This window comes from Psychromonas sp. KJ10-2, from assembly GCF_047323255.1.
In the GTDB taxonomy this organism is placed as follows: domain Bacteria; phylum Pseudomonadota; class Gammaproteobacteria; order Enterobacterales; family Psychromonadaceae; genus Psychromonas.
The window spans coordinates 871,182-895,235 of record NZ_CP178827.1; the positions used below are offsets into that span (position 1 = coordinate 871,182).

At 38.3% G+C, this 24,054-nt stretch carries 24 protein-coding genes and 1 pseudogene; 10 read left to right on the forward strand and 15 right to left on the reverse strand.

Annotation, left to right across the window (positions count from 1 at the left end; translation table 11 throughout):
* Window positions 1-14: 14 nt before the first annotated feature.
* Genes ACLKL2_RS04200 through ACLKL2_RS04210 form a run of 3 tightly spaced genes read right to left on the reverse strand, consistent with a single transcriptional unit; the run spans window position 15 to window position 4,101 of the window.
* Window positions 15-2,321: a xanthine dehydrogenase family protein molybdopterin-binding subunit gene (locus ACLKL2_RS04200; protein ID WP_413693490.1), complete on the reverse strand. Its 2,307-nt coding sequence runs from the start codon at window positions 2,319-2,321 to the stop codon at window positions 15-17.
* Complete coding sequence (locus tag ACLKL2_RS04205) at window positions 2,302-2,781, reverse strand: (2Fe-2S)-binding protein (RefSeq protein ID WP_181817728.1); 480 nt, start codon at window positions 2,779-2,781, stop codon at window positions 2,302-2,304. Before ACLKL2_RS04205 ends, ACLKL2_RS04200 begins: the two co-directional genes overlap by 20 nt.
* Before the next feature lie 18 nt (window positions 2,782-2,799).
* A complete protein-coding gene (locus ACLKL2_RS04210) occupies window positions 2,800-4,101 on the reverse strand; it encodes a c-type cytochrome (RefSeq protein WP_413693491.1) in 1,302 nt (433 codons plus the stop codon).
* 810 nt (window positions 4,102-4,911) lie between these two features.
* Here ACLKL2_RS04210 and ACLKL2_RS04215 point away from each other — a divergent pair.
* The 4 genes from ACLKL2_RS04215 (at window position 4,912) to ACLKL2_RS04230 (ending at window position 8,690) form a co-directional block, all read left to right on the forward strand.
* The gene (locus ACLKL2_RS04215; RefSeq protein ID WP_413694246.1) at window positions 4,912-6,012 is read left to right on the forward strand and encodes an alcohol dehydrogenase family protein; all 1,101 of its coding nucleotides are present in this window, start codon (window positions 4,912-4,914) and stop codon (window positions 6,010-6,012) included.
* Between the two features lie 104 nt (window positions 6,013-6,116).
* Window positions 6,117-6,956 carry a hypothetical protein gene (locus ACLKL2_RS04220; RefSeq protein WP_413693492.1) on the forward strand — a complete coding sequence of 280 codons (840 nt, stop codon included), beginning with the start codon at window positions 6,117-6,119 and terminating at the stop codon, window positions 6,954-6,956.
* A gap of 124 nt (window positions 6,957-7,080) precedes the next feature.
* Window positions 7,081-7,653 (forward strand): acyl-CoA thioesterase, encoded by a 573-nt coding sequence (locus ACLKL2_RS04225; protein ID WP_413693493.1) that lies wholly within the window; start codon window positions 7,081-7,083, stop codon window positions 7,651-7,653.
* Window positions 7,654-8,000: 347 nt separating this feature from the next.
* Window positions 8,001-8,690: a haloacid dehalogenase type II gene (locus ACLKL2_RS04230; RefSeq protein WP_413693494.1), complete on the forward strand. Its 690-nt coding sequence runs from the start codon at window positions 8,001-8,003 to the stop codon at window positions 8,688-8,690.
* 236 nt (window positions 8,691-8,926) lie between these two features.
* On the opposite strand, the gene ACLKL2_RS04235 is transcribed toward ACLKL2_RS04230, so the two are convergent.
* The 4 genes and pseudogenes from ACLKL2_RS04235 to ACLKL2_RS04250 form a co-directional block, all read right to left on the reverse strand.
* Entirely contained in the window at window positions 8,927-9,433 is a 507-nt protein-coding gene (locus ACLKL2_RS04235) for a hypothetical protein (RefSeq protein ID WP_113818819.1), read from the reverse strand.
* A gap of 35 nt (window positions 9,434-9,468) precedes the next feature.
* Entirely contained in the window at window positions 9,469-9,864 is a 396-nt protein-coding gene (locus ACLKL2_RS04240; protein WP_413693495.1) for a DUF4174 domain-containing protein, read from the reverse strand.
* A gap of 82 nt (window positions 9,865-9,946) precedes the next feature.
* Window positions 9,947-11,656, reverse strand: coding sequence for a protein kinase domain-containing protein (locus ACLKL2_RS04245; protein ID WP_413693496.1), 1,710 nt, complete (start codon window positions 11,654-11,656; stop codon window positions 9,947-9,949).
* Between the two features lie 44 nt (window positions 11,657-11,700).
* Window positions 11,701-12,512: pseudogene (locus ACLKL2_RS04250) on the reverse strand (formate/nitrite transporter family protein).
* 538 nt (window positions 12,513-13,050) lie between these two features.
* On the opposite strand from ACLKL2_RS04250, the gene ACLKL2_RS04255 reads away from it, so the two are divergent.
* Window positions 13,051-13,212: a hypothetical protein gene (locus tag ACLKL2_RS04255; RefSeq protein WP_413693497.1), complete on the forward strand. Its 162-nt coding sequence runs from the start codon at window positions 13,051-13,053 to the stop codon at window positions 13,210-13,212.
* Window positions 13,213-13,259: 47 nt separating this feature from the next.
* Window positions 13,260-13,583, forward strand: coding sequence for a PEP-CTERM sorting domain-containing protein (locus ACLKL2_RS04260; protein ID WP_413693498.1), 324 nt, complete (start codon window positions 13,260-13,262; stop codon window positions 13,581-13,583).
* A 95-nt stretch (window positions 13,584-13,678) separates the two neighbouring features.
* Here ACLKL2_RS04260 and ACLKL2_RS04265 read toward each other — a convergent pair whose 3' ends face one another.
* Complete coding sequence (locus ACLKL2_RS04265; RefSeq protein WP_413693499.1) at window positions 13,679-13,831, reverse strand: hypothetical protein; 153 nt, start codon at window positions 13,829-13,831, stop codon at window positions 13,679-13,681.
* Window positions 13,828-14,094, reverse strand: a complete 267-nt coding sequence (locus tag ACLKL2_RS04270; protein WP_413693500.1) for a hypothetical protein — start codon at window positions 14,092-14,094, stop codon at window positions 13,828-13,830. Before ACLKL2_RS04270 ends, ACLKL2_RS04265 begins: the two co-directional genes overlap by 4 nt.
* A 620-nt stretch (window positions 14,095-14,714) precedes the next feature.
* Here ACLKL2_RS04270 and ACLKL2_RS04275 point away from each other — a divergent pair.
* Entirely contained in the window at window positions 14,715-16,262 is a 1,548-nt protein-coding gene (locus ACLKL2_RS04275) for an alanine/glycine:cation symporter family protein (protein WP_413693501.1), read from the forward strand.
* Between the two features lie 409 nt (window positions 16,263-16,671).
* Window positions 16,672-17,238 carry a hypothetical protein gene (locus ACLKL2_RS04280; RefSeq protein ID WP_413693502.1) on the forward strand — a complete coding sequence of 189 codons (567 nt, stop codon included), beginning with the start codon at window positions 16,672-16,674 and terminating at the stop codon, window positions 17,236-17,238.
* 36 nt (window positions 17,239-17,274) lie between these two features.
* Here the strand turns inward: ACLKL2_RS04280 and ACLKL2_RS04285 are convergent, their stop codons facing one another.
* Window positions 17,275-17,487 carry a YrhK family protein gene (locus tag ACLKL2_RS04285; protein WP_413693503.1) on the reverse strand — a complete coding sequence of 71 codons (213 nt, stop codon included), beginning with the start codon at window positions 17,485-17,487 and terminating at the stop codon, window positions 17,275-17,277.
* Between the two features lie 119 nt (window positions 17,488-17,606).
* On the opposite strand from ACLKL2_RS04285, the gene ACLKL2_RS04290 reads away from it, so the two are divergent.
* Window positions 17,607-18,476: an AraC family transcriptional regulator gene (locus ACLKL2_RS04290; protein WP_413693504.1), complete on the forward strand. Its 870-nt coding sequence runs from the start codon at window positions 17,607-17,609 to the stop codon at window positions 18,474-18,476.
* A gap of 63 nt (window positions 18,477-18,539) precedes the next feature.
* Here ACLKL2_RS04290 and ACLKL2_RS04295 read toward each other — a convergent pair whose 3' ends face one another.
* The 3 genes from ACLKL2_RS04295 to ACLKL2_RS04305 all read right to left on the reverse strand — a co-directional run bounded on the left by ACLKL2_RS04295 (window position 18,540) and on the right by ACLKL2_RS04305 (window position 20,779).
* Window positions 18,540-19,313 (reverse strand): dioxygenase family protein, encoded by a 774-nt coding sequence (locus ACLKL2_RS04295; protein WP_413693505.1) that lies wholly within the window; start codon window positions 19,311-19,313, stop codon window positions 18,540-18,542.
* Window positions 19,310-20,251, reverse strand: a complete 942-nt coding sequence (locus tag ACLKL2_RS04300) for a glutathione S-transferase C-terminal domain-containing protein (protein ID WP_413693506.1) — start codon at window positions 20,249-20,251, stop codon at window positions 19,310-19,312. Before ACLKL2_RS04300 ends, ACLKL2_RS04295 begins: the two co-directional genes overlap by 4 nt.
* Window positions 20,252-20,329: 78 nt before the next feature.
* Window positions 20,330-20,779, reverse strand: coding sequence for a DoxX family protein (locus tag ACLKL2_RS04305; protein WP_113819030.1), 450 nt, complete (start codon window positions 20,777-20,779; stop codon window positions 20,330-20,332).
* 147 nt (window positions 20,780-20,926) lie between these two features.
* Between ACLKL2_RS04305 and ACLKL2_RS04310 the strand changes: the two genes are divergently transcribed.
* Window positions 20,927-21,841 (forward strand): LysR family transcriptional regulator, encoded by a 915-nt coding sequence (locus ACLKL2_RS04310; RefSeq protein WP_413693507.1) that lies wholly within the window; start codon window positions 20,927-20,929, stop codon window positions 21,839-21,841.
* A 5-nt stretch (window positions 21,842-21,846) separates the two neighbouring features.
* Here the strand turns inward: ACLKL2_RS04310 and ACLKL2_RS04315 are convergent, their stop codons facing one another.
* Window positions 21,847-22,881, reverse strand: coding sequence for a DUF2235 domain-containing protein (locus ACLKL2_RS04315; RefSeq protein ID WP_413693508.1), 1,035 nt, complete (start codon window positions 22,879-22,881; stop codon window positions 21,847-21,849).
* A 434-nt stretch (window positions 22,882-23,315) separates the two neighbouring features.
* Window positions 23,316-24,026 carry an acid phosphatase AphA gene (gene aphA, locus ACLKL2_RS04320; protein ID WP_413693509.1) on the reverse strand — a complete coding sequence of 237 codons (711 nt, stop codon included), beginning with the start codon at window positions 24,024-24,026 and terminating at the stop codon, window positions 23,316-23,318.
* Window positions 24,027-24,054: the final 28 nt, after the last annotated feature.

The window sequence follows — 24,054 nt, forward strand, 5'->3', positions numbered from 1 at the left end:
GTTATCTTTAGTTTTTAAGCTTGATTAAGCGCCGCTCTTAAATGCTTTGGTTTCATTGGTAGTTTACGTAATCTCACACCCACCGCATTATAAATGGCATTAGCAATCGCAGGTGCAACCGGTGTTACAGCAGGTTCGCCTAAACCAGAAGGTGGATATTGATTAACTATAAACTCAATTTTAACCTCTGGCGCTTGTGCTAAACGTAATGGCGTATAGGTATCAAAGTTAGCATCTTTATACTGACCATTAAGTAATTCAGTCCCTTCGTACAAAGCCATTGAAAGCCCCCATAAAGCCGCACCTTGGCATTGTGCTTCAGCGCCATTAGGATCAACAATAATACCTGCATCAATGGCAATCACTAACTTTTCTACGTCTACTAAGCCATTAGCTTTGTCCACTTTAACCTGAACACCACAGGCTACCCAAGTTGGCATATCACGCTCTTGACCAAAGGTAGAAGCAATACCTAAACCGCTATTTTTCGGTTGTTCACTGCCCCATCCGATCATCTTTCCGGCTTTTTTGAGCACAGCAGCTTGTCTTGCAGCACCACCTTCAGCAACTGGAGTTGAGCCGGCATTACGACCTTCTGCAATCAACATATCTAATCTAAATTGTAATGGATCTTTACCTGCATGATGTGCAGCTTCATCCATAAAGCTTTCAACTGCCCAGCCAGTCCACCCAGGACCTACCGAACGTAGCCAACCAGGTCGAAATGTTGACATTGCTAAGTCATTAGAAATAGCACGTACTTTTTGAGCCCCCACTTTATACCAATGATCTGCACCCGCAATGGAGAAAGGATCATAAGGTTCATCATTAATACCTTTAGGCATAAATCCTGGCGCTAAAGCCTGAGTTGGCCAACCTGCTGCGGCATGATGTTCCATACCAATAACAGATTTATTGTTATCGAAGGCCATTTTCAATTGCTGTACTGATGCTGAACGTGCACTATCAAATTGCGTATCTTGTGCACGAGTTAATACCATTTTAACTGGCGCTCCGCCCATTGCCCTTGAAGCTAATGCAGCAGGTACGGTATAGTCACCATTTAAGCGACGTCCAAAGCCACCGCCTAACATATAAGAACGAAGCACAATATTTGCTTCATCTTCAGCTAAAGCTTTAGCCAAAACGGGTAAAGTTAATGACTGCCATTGACAACCTGAATGTACTTCCCAAATACCATCTGGATTTTTAAAGACTAAAGCGTTGAGAGGTTCCATTTGCGCATGCAACACTGTATCAGTGATATATTGCTCTGAGATATCACTACTAGCATTAGCAAACGCGCTGTCGGTATCTACATTGCCAGTATCTAAAATACTGCCTTTGCTTTGATCTTCAATCAAAGCTTTACCATGGTTAATAATATCTGTTTCTGACACCTTCGTTGTTGCACCAGCGTCCCAGGTAACTTTAACGAGCTTTGATGCTTTTTGAGCAGCGACAAAGCTACTTGCAATGACCATCAACCAACCTGTCACACTTTCGCTAGGATCATCTAAAGTAATAGTCTTTTGATAACCTTTAACTTGTTGTGCATCTGTATCATCTACACTTACGACTTTAGAGCCGTATCGCGTAGGTGGCAAAATAGGATTGGCATAAACCATCCCATCTACTTTTGCATCGATACCATAAATAGATTTACCATTGGTTTTGTTAGCAATATCTAATGAGGTAACTTGCTTGCCCACCAGCTTAAGATCTTGATTAGGTTTAAGCGGTAAGGTTTTTAATTCATCCTCTGTAAATTGACGCGTTAAACCTAGTTCTACTAATTTACCGTAACTTATTTCACCTTTACTAGACACAACTTTACCGTCTATTGCTTGACATTGTGCAGCAGGAATTCCCCACTTTTTAGCAGCAGACTCAATTAAGGCAATACGCCCTGCCGCACCCGCTTTACGATACACAGGCCAACTTTGCGATACAGACCAGCTACCGCCCGTAGCCATAAAGCCCCAGCGCGGGTCACTATCTACATGAATAATTTCAATATCATCCCATGACGCTTCCAGCTCATCGGCTAAAATACGCGCAATGGCAGTACCAACATGTTGGCCCATTTCAGAGCGAATAATATTGACTTTAATTTTGCCAGCCGTGTCGATGGAGTACCATAACGAAGGTTCATAAACATCCCCTTCACTTGGTAAAATTTTGCCGTCAGGAGACGCAGGGTTCATTGCCGCTAATAGGTGTCGTGGGAAACCAAAACTCATGCCTACGGAGGTCATCGCAATTAAAAAACCACGACGAGTGATGCCACCAGATTTACCTCTAGATATTCTGCTCATCATTACCCTCCTTAATAGTATTAGCTGCTTCATGAATCGCATCACGGATACGAATATAGGTCATACAGCGACATAAATTACCGCCCATCACCGCATCTATATCTTTATCCGATGGATTTGGAATATCCTTTAATAAAGCGGCTGCCTGCATAATCTGCCCAGATTGACAATAACCACACTGCGGCACTTGAATTTTCTTCCAAGAGATCTGTAACGGATGATCGTCTTTTTCAGCGAGTCCTTCTATGGTAGTGATTTCAGCACCTTCAACCGAGGAAACCGGCGTGATACAAGAGCGTGTTGCACGTCCGCCTACATGTACCGTACAGGCACCACAAGTACCAATACCACAACCGAACTTGGTGCCGGTCATCTCTAATTCGTCACGTATAACCCACAATAGAGGAGTATCGCTTTCAACATCAGCGCTTTTTGCTTCGCCGTTTAATATAAATTTTGCCATGATGACTTCTCCAGTGAATTAATGCTCAAATCGAGGTTGGTTACGAATCTCACCTACTTGCTCAAGCAATTTAGGCCAACTCTCTTCCCCTGCTGCTTGACGTAAATAAGCAGCTATCGATGCAATATCTTGATCACTTAATGCATCTCTGAAGCCAGGCATAACTACACCATGGATACCTTGGTCACTGCGTACACCGTCCAACATAATATTTACTAGGTTAGTGGGTTTATCGAGATGAGTAGACGAGCCTAAAGTAATTAAAGGACGCCCTTTTACGATAGTTTCACTGCTGTAATGGCAAGCTTGACAAGTAGTAGCATACAGTCGAGCGCCTTGATCAATACGTAAATCGGCTTGTTCATGCTGTGCTGCAATCGCAGACTTTAAAGACTCACTGGTGCTTGGGTCGATACTTTGATCTGTTCCATTTTCTGCAGCAAAGTAAACACTAATCGCTTCAATATCACTATTAGGTAAAGCAGATAAACCTTTGTGCATCACTGGTGCCATTGGCCCTGCTGCACTGCCATGATAAGGCGAATTACCCGTTGTTAAGTATTCATAAAAGTCTTGAGCTCGCCAAGGGATCGGCGACGTACTGGTATCAGTTAATGACGGAGCAATCCAACCATCAATCGCTGCACCTTCATACATTTTTTCGTACTGTTCACCACCTAATGCGTTACGCGGAGTATGGCAGGCACCACAATGCGCAACACCTTCTGCAAGGTAAGCACCACGGTTCCATTGCTCTGACTTCTCAGTATTCTCAACAAATGGTTCAGTATCAGCAAATAATAGTTTCCAACCTGCTTGTAGTGCTCGGATATTGAGAGGGAATGGAATGCCGTTGTCTTTCTTTTCTTGCTCAACAGCCGAGATTGAGGTCATGATATAAGCGTAAATTGCATTAATATCTTGATCGCTCATTTTGTTGAAGTGTTCATAGGGGAAAGCAGGTAATAGATGATGACCATCACGACTCACACCGGTGCGCATAGCGCGCATAAATGCCTCTTCAGACCAACTACCAATACCAGTTTTAACATCCGGCGTGATATTACTAGAATAGATGGTCCCAAACTCAGTATGCATCTCATAGTTACCTGCATATTCTTCACCACCTGGTGGTGTATGACAGGTACTACAATATCCAGCAGATGCTAAGATCTTACCTTGAGCAATAACTTCTGGGGAGTAATCCTTGGTCAACGGCGGGGTAACGGGATCAATCGATGAGTTCCAAGCATATAAACTAAATAAACCTAAACCCAACAACGATGCTCCGCAAATGCCTATTACGATGCGTTTCAACATAATGCACAGCCTTTTTTTGAATTTAATAGTGATAAGGAGTTAATTTTCAAGCGCACTCTCCCTGTTTGGCTTTGTAAGACAGCAGTAATGTCATCAGTATTTTGTCCAGAAATACCGGCCATTAGCCATTAGTGTTTTAAATATTTGTTGTTAAAAGGAAGTGATCAAATAGAACACTTAAACAAACATGGGCACATAAAAACAATAAATTACAAACATAGTATAAGAATAGTGTTAATAAAATGTGAAAGCAACCTCTGAGAATCATATAAACGCTAGCCGCCTGCTTATTAAACAGAATAAGTTGTACAATTGCCCGTCGTAACGAATATAACCTTAATACTACACAAAAAAGTAAATCAAACCGGTATTTACAAAGGCCTGAGTTACATTACTTTCAATAACTCATTAATGTGTCAAATATTTTCCTGAACTTCCTATCACTAGCAGTATTGCCTAGTCATCGAGTTAACTTTCTAGTATCAGATATCAGCTGAGGGCAATTACCCTGAACTAAGGTTAAATAAGTCATTCCCTGTTATCTTACTGATAATATGTGTAAGCTTATATTAGAGAACACCTATTTATAGTAGATAACCAAGTCGAGCAGACTAATATCTTCTGACAAACCGAACGACTCCAACCCGTTCGGTTTTTTATTAGGTGAAATTGATACTACCGATGCCTACCAATGTGATGATTTAACCTGCTATTTATTATAATTAGCTTTTCACAACTCGGTATTAATATAAGGAATATATAACAGTGGCTAACAGCAATAGATTTGATTTAACCGATACGACATTAACCATGAAAGCAGTAGTAACAACGGGTAATGGTGGCTATGACAAATTAGATTATAGAGATGTCCCTGTACCAACACCTAGCGCTGGAGAAGTACTGGTACAAGTCCTCGCCGCAGGTGTTAATAACACAGAGATCAATACTCGTTTAGGTTGGTACTCTTCAAAAGTAACACAAGGCACTGAAAACTTAACCAGCAATGAAGATGAGATGAGCGATGCAGCAGAAACAGCTGATGGCGGCTGGAATGACGCAACCCCTTTCCCATTTATTCAAGGTACAGACTGTTGTGGTCGTGTGATTGCCGTTGGTGAAGGTATTGACTCAGCATTAATTGGTCAGCGTATTTTAATCCGCTCTTGTATTCGTTCAAACGGTTGGGATTCATTAGAAAACATCTGGATGGCTTCTGACTTTGATGGTGCATTTGCTCAATTTGTTAACATCGCCGCTTCTGAAGTATTCCCTGTTGACTGTGATTGGAGTGATGCTGAATTGGGGACTATCCCTTGTGCTTACGGCACTGCAGAAAACATGATATATCGCGCAGGTGTTGATCAAAACTCGCATGTGTTAGTGGCGGGAGCATCTGGTGGTGTGGGTTCTGCCGTAGTACAACTATGTAAGCGCCGTGGAGCAAAAGTGACGGCGATTGCTGGTAAAAGTAAAATTGAGCAAGTTAAAGCATTAGGCGCCGACACTGTTATTGAGCGTAATGACAGCGTTTTAAGCATTTTAGGTGAAAAATCAGTAGACGTGGTTATCGATAACGTAGCTGGTGATGCATTCCCAGAAATGACTGAGGTCTTAAAACGTGGTGGACGTTATGCTTCTTCAGGTGCTATTGCGGGTCCAATGGTCAACTTAGATATGCGTACTATGTACCTTAAAGATCTGACCTTAATAGGCTGTACAGCATGGGATGAACCTGTATTCCCAAATCTTATTGGTTACATTGAACGTGGTGAAATTAAGCCATTATTAGCTAAAAGCTTCCCGTTATCTGAGATTGAACAAGCACAACGTGAGTTCACCGAAAAGCATCATGTGGGTAAATTTGTATTGTTACCACCAGCAATGACAGAGCAGCAAAAAAGTCATTTTTAATTAAACAATATTTTTACTACCCATCAGCCCTGCTTTATCAATCATAATAAAGCAGGTTATCGGAGAACACACATCACTACGCTAAGTAGCAACCTGAGGTACACATGCTTTCAACTTTTAAAGCGACTATCTGCAAAGCTTTTAAACGTCTAGACACCATCAAAAATGAGAACCCCAACCTCAATCAACAAACTTGGTTTGAGATACAACCCTGTTCCACAATCAATATGTTTGGCAAACAGGTTGTTATCACCCAACCTAGCTCCTCTTTTCTCGTTTATCTTCTAGGTGTGTTAACAACTGCAGTAGGCATCTATTACCTCGCTATTGAAGATGGTCATATGTCACGTATCTTATGGGGCTGGTCTTTGATTCTTTGGGGTGTTGGTGCATTGATTGCGGGCACCAGTTATCAAGCCTTTGGTTACCAATTGAAATGCCAAAATCGCTCGGTTTGTCGTTGGACAAGTTGGTGGGAAGTGATTTACATGATGTTTCAGCAAGTCAGTATGAACGTGATGTTAGTGGCAGTTTGTTACTCTTGCACTCAGGGAGACCTACTCACCGCTTCTATTATTTATGCTGTCGCCTGTAGCATTATCTACATCATACTCACTTTTATTGGTGGATTTAAACCAATTAAATCCTGGATCACCTTTGAGCGTATGGTATGGTTTTGTACCCCTATTATGTTCTTTTTCATGGGCCTTAATGGCTGGCGCTATTTCACCTTAGGCACAGCGGTTGATCTAGCCTTACTTGGATCTTGGGCTTTAATCTGGTTAACCATGATCTTATTCTGGATATACGATTATCTAGGATGGACAAACAAGCTCTGGGAAGCAAAACGCATTTGGTTCTCTGAAAACGATGTATTACATGTTGTTTTAATTATTTGGGCTATTTACCTGATTCCAATGGCAGAATATATTGTAGATCTGTAAGCTATTATAGAAATCTAAATCTTATTTATAAGTAATTTGATACTGATAGGGATGTTTTATCGCTCAATCAACACTATTCGTTATAGGAACGATTCAATGAATAGTGCACTCTCACTTGGAGAATATGATGAAATCAGTCAAACCCATTGATAGAAAGCAAGTAAGACCCACTGACGCTTACATCGAAGATAACATGGAGCCAAAATCAATCGCATTCAGTAGCATCACTGTGGTGCAACAAATGATGGATGCCGATGCAAATATCGCCGGTAATGTACACGGTGGTTCAATCATGAAACTAGTGGATAACACAGCTTGTATGGTAGGCATGCGACACACAGGCGGTAATGCGGTCACTGCCTCTTTAGACCGTCTGGATTTCCACTCGCCTGTTTATGTCGGTGATATTCTTCGCATCAAAGCCAGTGTTAACTATGTTGGCTCAACCTCAATGGAAATCGGCGCTCGAGTTGAAGCTGAAGCGGTATTGACCGGAGAAATTCGTCATACCGCCTCTGCGTATTTAACCTTTGTTTCACTTGGTCCAGATAGCAAACCACGTCAAATACCTAAAATAATTTGTGAAACAGACAGAGAAAAAGCACGTTTTGCGGCAGCCTTGGTACGTAAAAAGAAACGTTCAGAAGCGATTAAAGAATCACGTGCGCAACGTGAATTAAGCCTCCAAAAATCATAATCTAATTTGTAGAGTATACACCCCTTCCACTAGAGCATTTGGCGTATAGTACGCGCCAAATATTCCTTCTTACATTTTTATTTTTTCCCCAGTAAATTAGTACTATTCCCAAAAAATATAAACTGATTATCAATATCGATTAAATGTTAGTAATTAATCTTAAATTTTTACCATGAATAGCGGATGCTGAAATTTAAAAATAGCAATCAGGTCTTGTTAAACAATCACACTGCATTTTTAAAATGTACATGAGATTAATCTTAAAGCGTTGAACGTTAACTGAATAATTCGATTATTTAGTATCACTATTCGCTATTTTTAAAACTAACTTTAAAGGCAATTTTATAATGATAAACCTGAAATCTTTCATGATCGGTTTGGTAATTTCAACGGGCTTCCTTTCCAATGTAGTTAATGCAACAACCACAAAACAACAAGATAAAATAACACCTAAAGTAATCTTCTTTGACGTTAATGAAACACTGCTAGACTTGGGTAACGTTGGCAAGTCAGTATCCGCAGCGCTAGGTGGGCGTGATGAATTGGTCCCATTTTGGTTCACGACCATGCTTCATTATTCATTGGTGAGTAATGAAACAGGCGAGTACCACAGCTTCGCAGAGATAGGTATAGCCTCATTAGAGATGATAGCCAATCAACAAAACATTGAGTTAACTCCAGAGCAAGCAAAAACAGCTGTATTAACGCCCTTTAGAGATCTTGCACCTCACGCAGATGTAGTAGAAGGCTTAACAAGAATTCGAGCACTGGGTTATAAGATGATCACATTAACTAACTCTTCAGATGCGGGTATTGCAGCACAATTGAAAAACTCAGGATTAGCGCAATACTTCGATGGTTCATTAACAGTACAAAACTTACAAACCTTTAAGCCTGATTTAAAAGTGTACCAGTGGGCAGAAAAAGAGATGGATGTTGCACCTGAAGATGCGATGTTAATTGCAGCACATGCTTGGGATATTGCCGGTGCCGATAAAGTAGGTTGGAAAACGGCTTATATTCTTCGCCACTGGTAAAGCGCTTTACCCATTAGCAAACACGCCTAGCTTAACTGGAAAAGATTTAATTGAAATTGCAGCACAGTTAGAAGCAGACGCTAAATAGATTGACTGGTTTGAGTTATTGCATCAAAAACATTGATGATGTAGTAAAAGAATTTGTAATCGATAGCAATATCGGTTAATCCTACTTAAGGACTACATCACTGATTATAGTGATGTAGTCCTTATTATTAGAGTAGTACCTATAGCCGTTAAGTCTGTTTTACTAGCGCATTCGTTTGACGGTAGGTTTCCTGTATCACCCAAGCATCATTGGTGGCACGATGTCGCTGTATTTTAGTTTGAACGATAATTTTGTCCTTGGTTTCATGCCATATTTTCATCTGATGTTCCGACAAAATCATCTCTAATGGGCTAACATCAAATTTCATTTCTACACCAGACGCATGAAACAAACGAATCAACCAAGGTTTATCCACTACCCAACCATCAGAATATAAGGTCATTCCGGCCAATATTTCATTGAGTTGATGTGCCACTTCAACAACAGGTTTACCATAACGTTTTAATGTTTCACGAGAAATATTATGCACCTGCTCAGCTTCTTCATTCCAATAATCCCAATCTTTTGAAGGTGAGATTAACGTACAAAATTTTGTTCCATCACTTAATACCAACCCCACTTCAATGGGGTAACTTTCACCTCCAAAACCAGAGGCTTCAATATCAATAATATTAGGGCATCCTTTAGGTTGCATAAAGTATCCTATTACATGTGGAGAGTTTATTTATATTAGTCATTTTGTTGCAGCATCTCTTGTTGCCGCATTGGCATTGAATCTATGGTCGAGATTAGCTCCGTTATATCTAATTGTTGTGCGCGCGATTTAATGCCGCCATCTTTACCAATCAATAAAACCCGATATTTATTCAGAGGAAACGTGTCTTTTATGCGCTCAACAAATTGCTTAGATATCCCGCCCTGATAATTGCTGATCACCTGTGTATCTTGAACAATAAACCATACAAGATTCCGATCGATAACAGCCTCTTCATACTTGGCGAATAACTGTTGATTACGTTTATCATCGTCGCTTGATAACAATAAAATAACGCGATTTTTCCACATTAATTCACTAATATTATTTAAATTTTCCGCTTGTGCTTCGCAACTAGTGGTTGTCAACATAACTAGCAGCAGTAATATATATTGCATAATGATACTCACTTTTAATTAGGTTTATATGTACGACTGACCTCATAACGTCTCTTTACCTCGTTAACAATAATCCAATAATAATGAACAGCAACAGCGTACTCATACCTTGCCAAAACACCACGGGTTTACGCTCTATTAAAGGTGCTCGCCCTTTTGCTAAAAACTGCTTGCTTGGATACCTTAAATCATAGATAAATTCAGATAACACTGAATAACGATGCTTAGGCTCAACTTGTAAAGCCCGTTGCAAAGTATCATCAATCCACAAAGGTAATTCTGTATCAGCAGTAATAATAGGTCGATACCTTAACTTGCGTTGCGCGGATAGGCTCCTAGCCTGTGTTATTTCTGCCTTGTAAGGAAATTTTCCCGATAACATCTGGTAGGTGATAACTGCAATGGAATAGATATCCGACGCCGCAGTCCCCCACTCACCTAAAAAATATTCTGGCGCAGAATAACGCAAAGTACCGCGTAACATTTGCTCCTGTTCAACATAACTAACACCAGCAATATAGGTAGAGCCAAAATCAATAATTTTTACCGTATTATCACTATCGATCATAATATTTTGTGGGCGTAAATCTTGATGAATCATCTCCTGACGATGAAAGGCTTGCACTCCTTTCACTACCTGCTCAATAATATTACGCACAACTTCCAAGCTAGGATTTGGGTTATCGATGATCCACTGTTGCAGTGATTTCCCTTCAATATATTCACTAACAAGGTATACAAAATTTTGCTTGCGATTAGCGTTAATGGCTTTAGCCACATATGGGTTATTAATGCGCTTTGCAACCCATTGCTCTAACATAAAATGTTCAAGATATTGTTCATCAGTGCGCATTTCCACTGAGGGTGTTTTAATCACAGCCTGTGTCTGTGTCGTCAGATCTTTAGCTAAAAATACATGACTACGGCTGCTTATATATAACTCCCGTAATATTTGATAACCATCAAATTCCATTCTTGGTGCTAGATTGGGTGGCATCGGCAATTGTGTTAACTGATGTACTTCATCTAATTGATAATCGGGTATACTATCTACTCGTACAATTTGAACGCTTAAATTATCATTACTGCCGGCAGCCATTGCTTGCACAATAACCTCGTTCGCTGCCTCAGCTAAGTTCGACTTTTGTTGAATAATCTTTGATATTTTATAACCATCAATAAACTCGAATACACCATCGGTAGCGAGTATAAACAGATCGTCTTTTTGTATTTGCAAACTTGTATAATCGATGGGTAAGGTTTTATCAATTCCTAATGCACGTGTTAAATAACTAACCTCATCGGATACACGTAGACGATGATCTTCAGTCAATTGTTCTAATTGTTCACCCGATAACCGATAGATGCGACTATCGCCAGAATGGAATATATGTGCCGTATTAGATTTTAAGATTAATGCACTAAAGGTACAGACATAGCCTTTATTCTTATCAAAACGGTTAGGGCTATCTAAGGTTTGTGCATGTAACCACGAGTTAATTGATTTAAGGACAGTTTGCCCCGAACTTTTAACTGACCAAGTATCAGCTGTACAATAATAATCAGCTAAAAAACTTGAAACTGCTGTTTTACTAGCGATTTGACTCACTTGACTGGAGCTGATGCCATCGGCGATAGCCAGCACCACTCCTTTTGTGCTTAACAAAGGCTCGTTAGGTATTAAGTGTCCAATGTGATCTTGGTTAATTGCTTTAATGCCTTTATCACTTGCACTACCAATACTCACCCTCAATGGTAATCCCACAATACCTCCTGTACCCAACAGCCTAAGTTAAACACTTGATGCAATTAACGCATTACACGTTGTGCTGATGTTTTCACGTGCGTGTAATAAAGTGGTAAGCCAACTAAACATAAGCCACCCACTAAATTACCCAATACGGTTGGTAACTCATTCCATAACAGATAATCAGTAACAGTGAAGTCTCCCCCATGATCATTGAAAAAGGAAATAGGAACATATTTACAATTGAGTGCTCAAATCCCATATAAAAGAACAGCATAATTGGCATCCACATTGCCGCCATTTTACTCCCTGCAGAGGTTGAGATCATAGCGCCCACGACACCCATTGACACCATCCAGTTACATAACATGCCACGGATAAAGATAGTAAACCAACCACCAACGCCATGGGCTTGATAACCTAAGGTTCTCGACTCACCAATGGTAGCGACTTTTGCAGCAATCGCACCACCATCTGTCCCATAACCTAAGGTTAGGATAAATGACATCATAAATGCCACGGTGATCGCACCAAAAAAGTTACCAATAAATACCAGTCCCCAGTTACGCATAACACCTGAGAAGGTCACTCCTGGTCGTTTGTCTAATAACGATAAAGGAACTAAAGTAAACACACCGGTAAGCAGATCAAATTTCATTAAATAGAGCATGATAAAGCCGACAGGGAATAAACAGGCGCCAAGAATTGCACTGCCGGTTTTAGTGGCCACGGTTATCGCAAAAACAGCCGCTAAAGCGAGAATAGCCCCCGCCATAAAAGCCCTGATCAAGGTATCTTTCGTGGACATATAAACTTTAGATTCACCTGCATCGACCATTTTAGTAACAAATTCACTGGGTTCTAAATATGACATAACTACCTTTCCTTAGATTAATTAAAAAACAACTACTTACGTTAATACAAAGCACAAACAATGCCACAAACTAAACCATTGATTTATAACTTATTTTTTTAACGCTATATTTTTAATTCACTAATTTTATACATTTAAAAGTATAATAATTCATAAGTGCACCAAAATAGAGCGCTAAAATTCAAACGTTAATTCCTAATAACACAAATAACTTACTAGTGACTTAATACTAACAATGTCGGTAAAATTTACACTTTTATTCAGTTTATTCATTAAATCAACCTATTAGGTTACCTGCCTATAAAAAGCACGTTTTCAGCCTGTATGCCTATTGCTAGGTAGTTTTTATGTTAGCTAACAATCTCTAACTCACATAAAACAACCTGTCGAAAAAGTTTACAAAAAGTATCATAAAGAAAAATAACTCTAATATAACAACAACTTAGAAATTGGTATGTTACTTGCTAATTCCTAGTCGCTGTGGTGAAAGATAAACAATGGCATAGGAATTAATAATTGATTTAAAAGGATTTTTAAAATGAAAAAACGACTGGGTCTAACCACCCTCTTATTTGCAATGAATGCTAATGCAGCATTAATTAACTTTGAGAGCACAAGTGCAAGTAATAGCGGCGCGCTTATTAACTACGATAATGTTGTCACTCCACTTCAATTGCAGGCGATGCGATTTTTACATTAAATGTTAATGGCGATTTCAACTCTAACTATGAATATGCGGATCTAGTATTGGATGGATTTAGTTTAGGTCGTATTTTAGATAGTAATACAAGCAATGATTTATTTAATTTTACCAATGATGTCGGTAATCAGTCTATCTCGACCATCACAGGAACAGCGACACTCTCAGAGAGCGTTTTCTCGTCATTAATAAGTGATGGTTTTCTTGATTTCTCTTTTGATGCCAGTTCAAGTGTGAATTGTTGCGGTACGATCAATGAACTATCTGGAACAATATCTTTCACTGAATCAACATCAATCCCAGAGCCGGCTCCACTTATGTTATTAGGACTGGGTTTATTAGGTTTTGCAAAATTAAGAAAGAAAAAGTAGTTTTATTCAGTAAAACTTAGTCCCTAACTAAGTCACTATTGACGATAGTTGGGGACTATATTTAATGTTCGACAATTGATGACAAAATAGATTTATTATAACAGGCGCGCCACTTTATCCTTATCCACATCTGTAGCAGTATTCGCTATGGTTTGTACATTGTCGTCGTCAAGATCAATCCTATTACCTGTGTGCTCGAAAATAGCTTGTTGAATTTTTTCATTAGTCATTTCACCTTCAATTTTCACAATGTTATTGTTTTCTTTCCCATTTGAAGCAGAGCCTCCGGCAAGTAAATAGTGCCATTACTAAAATCCACTGCGAAGGCAATCACACCAGGCACTAAAAAAAACAATAAGCCAATGGCATTTAGAACAACGATACTGGCATCCAGTTGCCCAGCGCTTTGCCCTTTTCTCTCTGGTTTAAGAATTGTGCCACAACCTGACAATTGAATACTTAACCCCAATATTAATGGTAATGCAATGCGCTTTTGTATTTTTATATTCATAATATTCCTTTGAAATTGTGCTTTGTTTGATGACTTTTTGAATATGAAATAAGTTAATCAATGCCAGATTAACCTCGTATACCCATTAAGACATAAAAGTGAAATTGAAGTTCATTTTGCTAACCGTAAGAGCCCAAGTCATAATTTACAAAGTCTCCCTTAAACCTGTTAACAAACAATAAAGCAAAAAATTCACTTATTAATGCTTATTGCATATCAATTATATAATAGGTTTACTAATGGTTAATTAGCGAACAAAAATTCAGTAATGAAAAACATTCTGAATAAATAACCGTCAGTCATTCCAAAAATCAACAACCTCGAATACATCGGTGTGATATTGATCACATAATGTTCAATAAAAACTCGTATGATAAAAAAGGAATCGCTTGATAGGCAAATGATATGATCTACTTTATAGTAAGTTCATTTAGGTTGGTTTCACTTAACATATTTAATAATTCAGTGTTTTATACTGCTTAATAAAATAAAACAGCATAAAACTCTTTTTAATCAATCAAAAAGGTTGAATTTTAGTTAATGAAACTAAACAAAAGCACATACACTATTAAGTAGCATAAGGATTTGTTCTAAAACAATAAAACTACAAGGAAGTAAATATGAAAAAAATTAGAGATGTCTTATCTGTCTTTTTATTAGCATTTAGCACCACCGCTTTTGCTGAAGAGACCAGCTCATTTAGCCAAGCAATCGCAAGCCTCAGTGAATCTGTTGATGGATTCTTCAATGATTATACCGGCTGGTTTGTTGGCTTAATTTTTAAAAGCGTTCCAGTTGGCGACGCAAGCTTTCCTCTTATCGTAGGCTGGTTACTAATCGCAGCTATCATTTTTACTCTTTATTTTGGTTTTATACAGTTTAGAAAAGCTGGTTTGGCTATCGATATTGTTAAAGGTAAATATACGGATCCTAATTCAAAAGAAGAAGGTGAAGTATCTCACTTCCAAGCATTAACAACGGCATTATCAGGTACTGTTGGCACGGGTAACATTGCTGGTGTAGGTGCTGCACTTGCTATCGGTGGACCTGGTGCAACATTCTGGATGATTTTATGTGGCTTACTAGGTATGGCTTCTAAGTTCTGTGAATGTACATTAGGTGTAAAATACAGAACTATCTTACCATCAGGTGCAGTTTCAGGTGGTCCAATGTACTACTTGAGCCAAGGTTTAGGTGAGAAAGGCTTAGGTGGTTTAGGTAAAGCGTTAGCAATTGGTTTCGCATTAATGTGTATTTTAGGTTCATTGGGTGGCGGTAACATGTTCCAAGCTAACCAAGCACACGCAATGTTAACTTACGCATTTGATGTACCAAGTGAATACGGCATTATTACAGGTGTAGTATTAGCAGCATTAGTATTCTCTGTAATTGTAGGTGGTATGCCTTCAATCGCTTCTGTAACTGAGAAAGTAGTTCCTTGGATGGCAGCGTTATACGTTGGTATGGCTTTAATCGTTATTGGTGCAAACATCGGTCAAGTTGGTCCAGCATTCGCAGCAATCTTTGAAGGTGCCTTTACTGGTGCAGGTGTTGTTGGTGGTTTTGTTGGCGCATTAATCCAAGGTTTAAAACGTGCAACCTTCTCTAATGAAGCGGGTGTAGGTTCGGCGGCTATTGCTCACTCTGCAGTAAAAACAAAAGAACCAGTCACAGAAGGTTTAGTGTCATTACTAGAACCATTTGTAGATACTGTTGTAATTTGTACTATGACAGCATTAGTTATCACTATTGCTGGTCTAAACGTTGCACCATTTGACGGTAGTGGCTTAACAGGTGTAACACTAACAGCGGCTTCATTTACTGAAACAGCAGGTGTATTTAAATACCTACTAGCATTGGCTGTAGTTATGTTTGCTTTCTCTACTATGATCTCATGGTCATACTACGGTCTAAAAGCTTGGACTTACCTGTTTGGTGAAGGTAAAGGTACTGAATTAGTGTTTAAACTTATGTTCTGTGTCTTTGTTGTAGTCGGCGCAACTATTCAGTTTGGGGCGGTAATCGACTTCTCTGATGCAGCTATCTTTGCAATGTCTATCTTTAATATTATCGGCCTATACTTCTTAATGCCAGTGGTTAAGAAAGAGCTACACTCATTTATTGCACGTGTTAAATCAGGTGAAATAAAAAGGTACGATACAAAATAATCCTAATTAACATTTAATATGCGACATATTCGTCGCATTAAATAAAAAGCTCACTTCGGTGAGTTTTTTTGTATATGATATTCGCTATATGATAGTCATATTGATGACATAACGGCTACCATCTTTACATAAAGGCATAATACCAATCATAGTAAGTAACTGATCTATTTTACTTGTTAAAACAACTTATTTTTTCGTTGTAAGTTTCATATAGGGAACAACCATTTACATCAACTTACGCCTCAAACTAAGCCATTTTTCCGGCGCAAAATTTAGATCAGTTATTTAATACAATTGGTATAATTTAGTTTAAAGAATAGGTGCAGAATATAATTTCCCTTTTAGGAAATTTACAAAGTAGCAATAAATTAGTTAATTAGTTAATTAGTGCAATATACAAGGATAGTATATGAACCATAACGACACAGTCACTATAGATCTCACTCGTACTCTACTCAAAGATGGACCTAAATTTTTATCTCATAAAGTGATTGTGGAAGGAGACTTAGCTTTTTTACGCCCCACTATAACATCGATGCTATTTTGTGTTGTCTATATCGTGGTAGGTCTCTTTTTAATTGCATTAGCTAGCTATCAGCTGATTATTTCTGACAAATACGATCTTGCTATTTTTGTGGGTGGTTTCGGTGTTGCCATTGGCACCTTTGGTATTGCATTAATCCAGCCTTTTGTAAGCAGAGCAACATTCAATAGAGTAACGGGCGTATTTAATAACCACACTGACCGTAACGTTAAACTGCACAATATCGTCTCATTACAAATTAATAATAAAATGATTCAACGTAAACATGCTATCAGCTACCCTTGTTATGAGCTTAATTTATTAACTGAGCATGGCCGAAGAATTAATATCCTCAATCATAACGACTTAATTCAACTAATGCATGACGGCAACTTATTAGGTACTTTTTTAGGTGTAGAGGTACTTGATTGCAGAAGGGAAATTATACTGTGAGCCCACCCCATAATGACAATACACCTTTTTGTATGATTAAGTGTTTTTTTGAAAGGCTTTATTTACGTGTATAAGACTCATTAACTTAATAACAGGTTTAATGATGAGTTGTGCACTCCCAACAATAAACAACCAGGTGCCACTTTCAATCAGAGCATCATTTAAGAAAAATGCACTGCCAATTAAAAACCAAATAGCAATAAATAAGTCATTAACTGCACCTAACGCTTCATAACGTCGTTGTATCACTATATGTTCTTGACCAATGTCTAGATCAAACTCATTTTTTTACTCATTAATCCCCCTTATCAAGACTGAAATAATATCAATAAATTGAATCTTACCACTCTTGGTGATATTTTTAACTAATGAGTAAAGCGCAAATAAAACTACTGATTGAAAATACTATTAAGCATAATGGCATGGTTGAAACCGCCATTAAAGGTGTACACATTTTTCGGGTAACTGAACCGGTACCATGTACTCCCGTGGTTTATGAGCCGACTATTATTGCTATTGTCAGCGGAGCAAAAGAGGCGATACTTGATGGCAGTAAACACAGCTATGATGCTAACCATTACTTATGTTGCACTCAGTCAATGCCCATTGAAGCAGGTGTTCCAAACGCATCATCTGATACACCATTATTAGGTGTTATGATTTCCCTCGATACAAAAGTGATGACTGAACTTGCGATTGCAGTGGATTCTACTCAATATAAAACACGTCTATCACAAGGTAAATCGATCTCTTCAGGATTAACCTTAGCCCGATGGGATAGTGAATTTAGCAGCTCCCTATTACGCTTATTACAGTTAAATTCAGATGCAAAACAAGCAGAGTTATTGGGCGAAGGTCGTCTGAGAGAACTCTATTATGCAATTTTTAAAGGTGATGCCGGTAAATCTGCTCAACAAGCTTTTGCTGTAGGTAATGAAGTGACTAAGGCGATTAACTATTTGAATGATCACTTAGATCAACCGGTGACTATTGATGAAATGGCAAGCAACATTGGTGTAAGTCGAGCCGTTTTACATCGTAAATTCAAGCAAGCAACCACTTTATCACCTATTCAATTTATGAAATCAATGCGTCTTAATAATGCAGCAATGAAAATTGCTAGCGGTATGAAAGTAAGTCAGGCAGCGATGCAAGTTGGTTATGTTAGTTCCTCACAGTTTAGTCGTGAATTCAAACGCTTATATGGAAAATCACCCAAGCAATGGATAAGTGCATAATATTTATTAATATCACTCATTCGTTGAATTCAAGACAAAATACAAATCCGATGGTCGTTTTTATCAAGTCCAAATATAACTTTCCATTGAGATAGTATGGTGCAAAATTGGACTTGTTAATACATTAACCGACTCATACACATCAATGGCGGCCAACGCCACTATCAATGGTAAATAATGTTCTGAACTTGGGTGTGATTGCCGATAAAAAGGCGATTTACTGGGTTGTTTGATAGCCTCGATATCCTTGCTGATGACAGCTTCTCTTACCCACTCTTGAAATTGTTGTGCATAATCGGCCACCAGCTCATGTTCTGCTCTAGTATCACTTAAATTATGAGTCACACTGCCTGAGCATATAATCCCAATATTTTGCGACCTTAATTGTTTTAATACCTGGCCAAGGTGTTGCAGCTGGTTTGTATCATGCTCAACATTGATAGAAATTTGTAGTATGGGTTTATCAGCATTTGGGCGAAGATGACGTAAAGGGACCCAAACACCATGATCCCAACCGCGCTGAGTATCAGCTTTCATTTCGATACCATTATCATTAAATAACGTGATTACTTGTTTGGCTATAATCGACGAACCACATGCGGGGTATAGTAAATCATACAAGGCATGTGGAAATCCGCTGAAATCATATATAACCTGTGGACTTTCACTGCTTGTAATGTAATTCCCATGGGTTAACCAATGTGCCGAGACAACAACAATTGCCTGTACATGATCAAAATGTATTGATTGACGAGCAAATTGCTGTGCAGCCAAACCTGTATCAAAGGCAAACATTGGTGAGCCATGACTAACAAATAATAACGGAGCTAAACTCATACCCCCTCCTGTAATAAATCAAACCAACCCATTATTGGCCCTGCTGGCACAATCATCGAAGGATTCAATGCTTTAATAGAGTAATAGCCGGTTTTAATGTGGCCTATACGTGTATTCTTGGCAAAAGCATCGAGCTTGAGTAACCGCAGCAAGTACCCTGATAAATAAGGGTAATCAGCGATTCTTTTAAGATTAGTTTTAAATAACCCGTGATACGCCACATCAAAACGAATCAGTGTAACAAATAAACGAATATCACTTTCAGTGAGCTTTTGTCCCACCGCATATTGATTAACTGAAAAGTGCTCTTCTAACTTACCTAAACGTGAAAATATCGCCGTAACCGCTTCATTATAAGCCTGCTGAGTGCTAGCAAAACCCGCTTGATAGACACCATTATTTAAACTGTTATAGATACTATCATTAAACATATCTATCTCATTTTGCAATGCAGGGGGATATAAATTAACCAATGATTGATGAATAGGTCTTAAGTCATCATTAAAAATACGCAAGATATCAGCAGATTCATTATTAATAATGTTGTTATTATTACAATTCCAAAGAATAGGCACAGTGGCTCGTCCTGTATATTCAGGGTCAGTCATAGTGTATAACTGATGTACAAACTCCACACCTTGAACCTGACTATTGGTTGCACCAGGAAAATCACCAAACCGCCAACCAAAATCAGTTAATGCAGGCTCTACAACCTCGACACTCACTGCTTCCTCCAATCCTAATAATGAGCGAGCGATTAACGCCCGTGTTGCCCAAGGACAAATATAGGCCACATATAAGCGCAGACCATCTTCAAGTGCAGCATGAGGGTCATCGATACGTTTGGTAAATGCACTACTTTGACGAATAAAGCGGCCTTTCTTATCTTGTTTCTGTACTGGATCCCATTTACGTTCCCAAACACCATTAACTAACATAGTGACTCCTATAAAGTCTCTGATATCTGATCAGAAACCTATTAAGTTATTATTCAAAAATCAGGGGGTAGTTATTAATTATTTATCCATGAATCTTGTTAAACGGTTATCGACAGAGAAGCACCCTGCTCCTTGAAACGTTAACGCTAAACTAGCCGCAAATAAGATCAAGGCATACTCGAACCCACCATTACTAATAAATAGACCGTGACTAATATGCGCAGTGAAAATAGCCACTAACATGGTGAATGCAGTGAGCAATGCCGCAGGTCGTGTTAATAGACCTAAAATCAAAGCGAGGCCACCAAAGAATTCAACACTACCCGCTAACAAAGCCATCAGAAATCCAGGTGCAAGACCAATACTTTCCATCCATTGACCAGTGCCTTCTAAGCCATATCCACCAAACCAGCCAAACAATTTTTGTCCACCGTGTGCTGCTAATACAATGCCCACTGGAACACGAATTGCTAATGACCCTAACCCTGCTTTAGTCTGAAGAACTTTGTTTATAATTTGCTTATTCATTGTTTACCCTTTAAAAAATTGATTGTTTGTTTAGTTCGGAAAGCAGTTTACTAACAACAAATTAAATGATAAATATGCCATTCATTGAATTATTATCAACATAGTGTTGTTAATGAAGCAGACATTGTATTAGATAAGGTCTATAAGATGGATAAACTCGACATGATGAAAGCCTTCATCACAGTGTCAAAAGAAGGCAGCTTTACTAAAGCAGCAGATAAGTTGGACATATCAAACCAACTAGTCAGTAAATATATTGCTCATTTAGAAGATCATTTAGGTGTTAGATTGTTTAATCGTACAACACGTAAAATTCGCCTTACGGCAGAAGGTGAACAGTGTGTGCAGCATGTACAACAAATATTAGAAAACATTCAAGATATGGAAGGCAATTTAGGTCAATTTAAAAATGAAGTCCAAGGTACATTACGGATCAGTGCGCCAGTATCATTTGCCACCAAACATATTGCCCCGTTATTAAGAGATTTTAGACGTAAAAACCCTGCCGTTAAAATTGATTTACAATTAAATGATCGCAAGACGGATGTTGTTGAGGAAGGTTTTGATTTAGCCTTGCGTATTAGTGAGCTAAAGAGCTCTTCATTGATTGCAAAACGTATTGCCCCTATTCATATTGTGACCTGTGCATCTCCTGAATACCTTGAGAAAAATGGTATACCTGAACACCCAGATCAACTTAATCCAGACCATTTTTTACATTATAACTACATGGACTATAACCGAACTCATTTACCCCTAATCAACGCATTAAGGCATTCAATAAAAGCACAAAGACAAAGTATCTCTTCAAATAATGGGGATGTATTAATAGAGGCTGCGGTTGCGGGTGAAGGTTATGTGGTACAACCGACTTTTATCGTCAGTAAAGCAGTTAAACAGGGAAAGTTAAAAGTGATACTAGAAGATTTTGCACCTGATGTAATGAGCTTGTATGTGGTTTATCCGCATCGAAAATTAACCTCAAACAAACTCACTGCATTTATTGATTTTATTAGTCACTATTATGGTGAACAACCTTATTGGGATGATTTTCAGGCTTAATTGCTTTAAAGGATAGATTCGCTCCATTTATGATCCACTAAGTAATCGACTACATTTTTTGGTCTATATTTAGGATCGTTATCCCAGCGGTATTTAACCGACTTATGAATCAATACCTGCCCTTGACCATGATCAAGAGTGCGAAAATATTTACTTTTAATACGATAAAAGGACCTTCTTGAATTATGCATAGTAGCAAGCGTACTCTCTTTAATGCTCTCTTGTAAATGTGTTTCAACATCTAAGCCAGCTGTTGTGACTTCTTCAAGCATCCAACTTAATGCATTATCTGATAAAATGGTTCCCGACTTATCAGGTGGGTAACTACCTCCGATGTCGCTATGTGCACCAGCGAACCAAACCTGTTTAATGTCCATATTATCACCTGCAGACCAAATCGTTGGGATGAAGTCACATCTATGTTCATCAATAGCAAGCGCATGCCTTGCAATCAAAACATTACTGCCAATTTTATTATCATAAAATTCATCCTTATCGTTAAATAATCCTAAAAATGTCAAGGGTATCCCCATCGCCCCAACTGTATCCCATACCCCTACAAACTTTACTTCTCTTGATTGGTGACAATAGTCATTCCTAAATTTTATCGATTCTTTTCCACTGGGAGTGTAAGCTTCACCTGATTTTTTATAATGATTAAAAGCGTGTTGTACCAGCTTCGCATTATCTCTTTTTAAAATTCCACAGTTATTAATTAATCCGCAGAGACATCGAATAGTATAAGCACCACGGCTAAAGCCGAATAAGAAAAGCTCATCACCATCAGAATAGTTTTGGATAATATAACGATAATTATCCATGATATTTTTATGTAGCCCCCTGCCAGTTGCACCTCCAATAGTATTATCGTAATAGGAACCAATGCCCCAATCGTAAAAAACTTGTTGTGGAGATTGGTCTGAAGAAAAAGGTTTGATTGCACGAGCTAGTTTTAAAATATTGGTAGGAAAATCTTTCTTAAGATCATTTTCAGGATGATTCCAAGTCCCATCAGCACAAATAACTATTCGTTTTTTCATATATCACCTTCCTTTTGCTCATTTTCACATGAAGATAAACACTTTATTCAAAGTTTTTATCGAGGTGTTACAACAACATATATTAAAGTAGCAATGTCTAGACCAAACTTTCAAACTATTGTTTTATCGCTAATAATTATTCTTATAATCTTCATAAACCAAATAAATGTAAAACTAATCAACATCAGTAATAATACCAATCATAGTAAGTAACTGATCTATTTTACTTGTTAAAACAACTTATTTTTTCGTTTAAGTTTCGTATAGGGAACAACCATTTACATCAACTTACGCCTCAAACTAAGCCATTTTTCCGGCGCAAAATTTAGATCAGTTATTTAATACAATTGGCATAAGAAGTAGTTTGAACATGTTTCAGGCATAAAAAAACCACTCAATGAGTGGTTTACAATCAACATACTTAAAAGGTTAATTTAGTATTGCGAATCTAATACAACACGTTCTCCGTATAATCCATTTTTTGGTAACGGCTTATAACTTGAGTTAGCTGCCCGCATAATACGGATCCCTTCAGCACCAGCTTGGCGAGCAGAGATAATGTCACCATCTGCATCCCCATAGTAAATTTTAATATTATGTTGTTTTATATACGGAGCTTTTAAATAAGCCTCTTTACTTGTTCCTGAGAAAATAACGTCGTGCATCTGTTTAATATCAAAAGTCTTTTTAATATAAGTTGTCATAAAGTCACAATCAGAGGGTGTACGAGCCGTAATAAAGTAGATATCGTCTCCTCGTGCTTGATGCATCGCAATCAACTTACTGGCGATGGTTTTCGGTTGGCTAAAGGCATCCCAGCCACAGTTCGCTTTATCCCAAAACTGTTGATTAGAAAGATATGAGTAACCACTCGGTGAAAACTCTTGCTGGCCGCGATAAAAAACAGGACTACTAAATAAAACAGTATCATCGATATCAAAACCAACCGACATAGCTGGTTTACCTTTTAACTCCTCAGTTAACGCTTCAACGGATACCGTATTTAAATCATCAGGAATCCCCTGAGATAATAGTTCAGCAGTTGAATAACCCGCTTGAGTACCTGGTGTTTTAGGATCTGCAATTACACTGGACGAGAGAAACGAAGAAGCAATAAGGGAGAGGGTTAACAAACTTTTTTTCATAGAAGAGTCCTTAACGTTTTGAAACAGA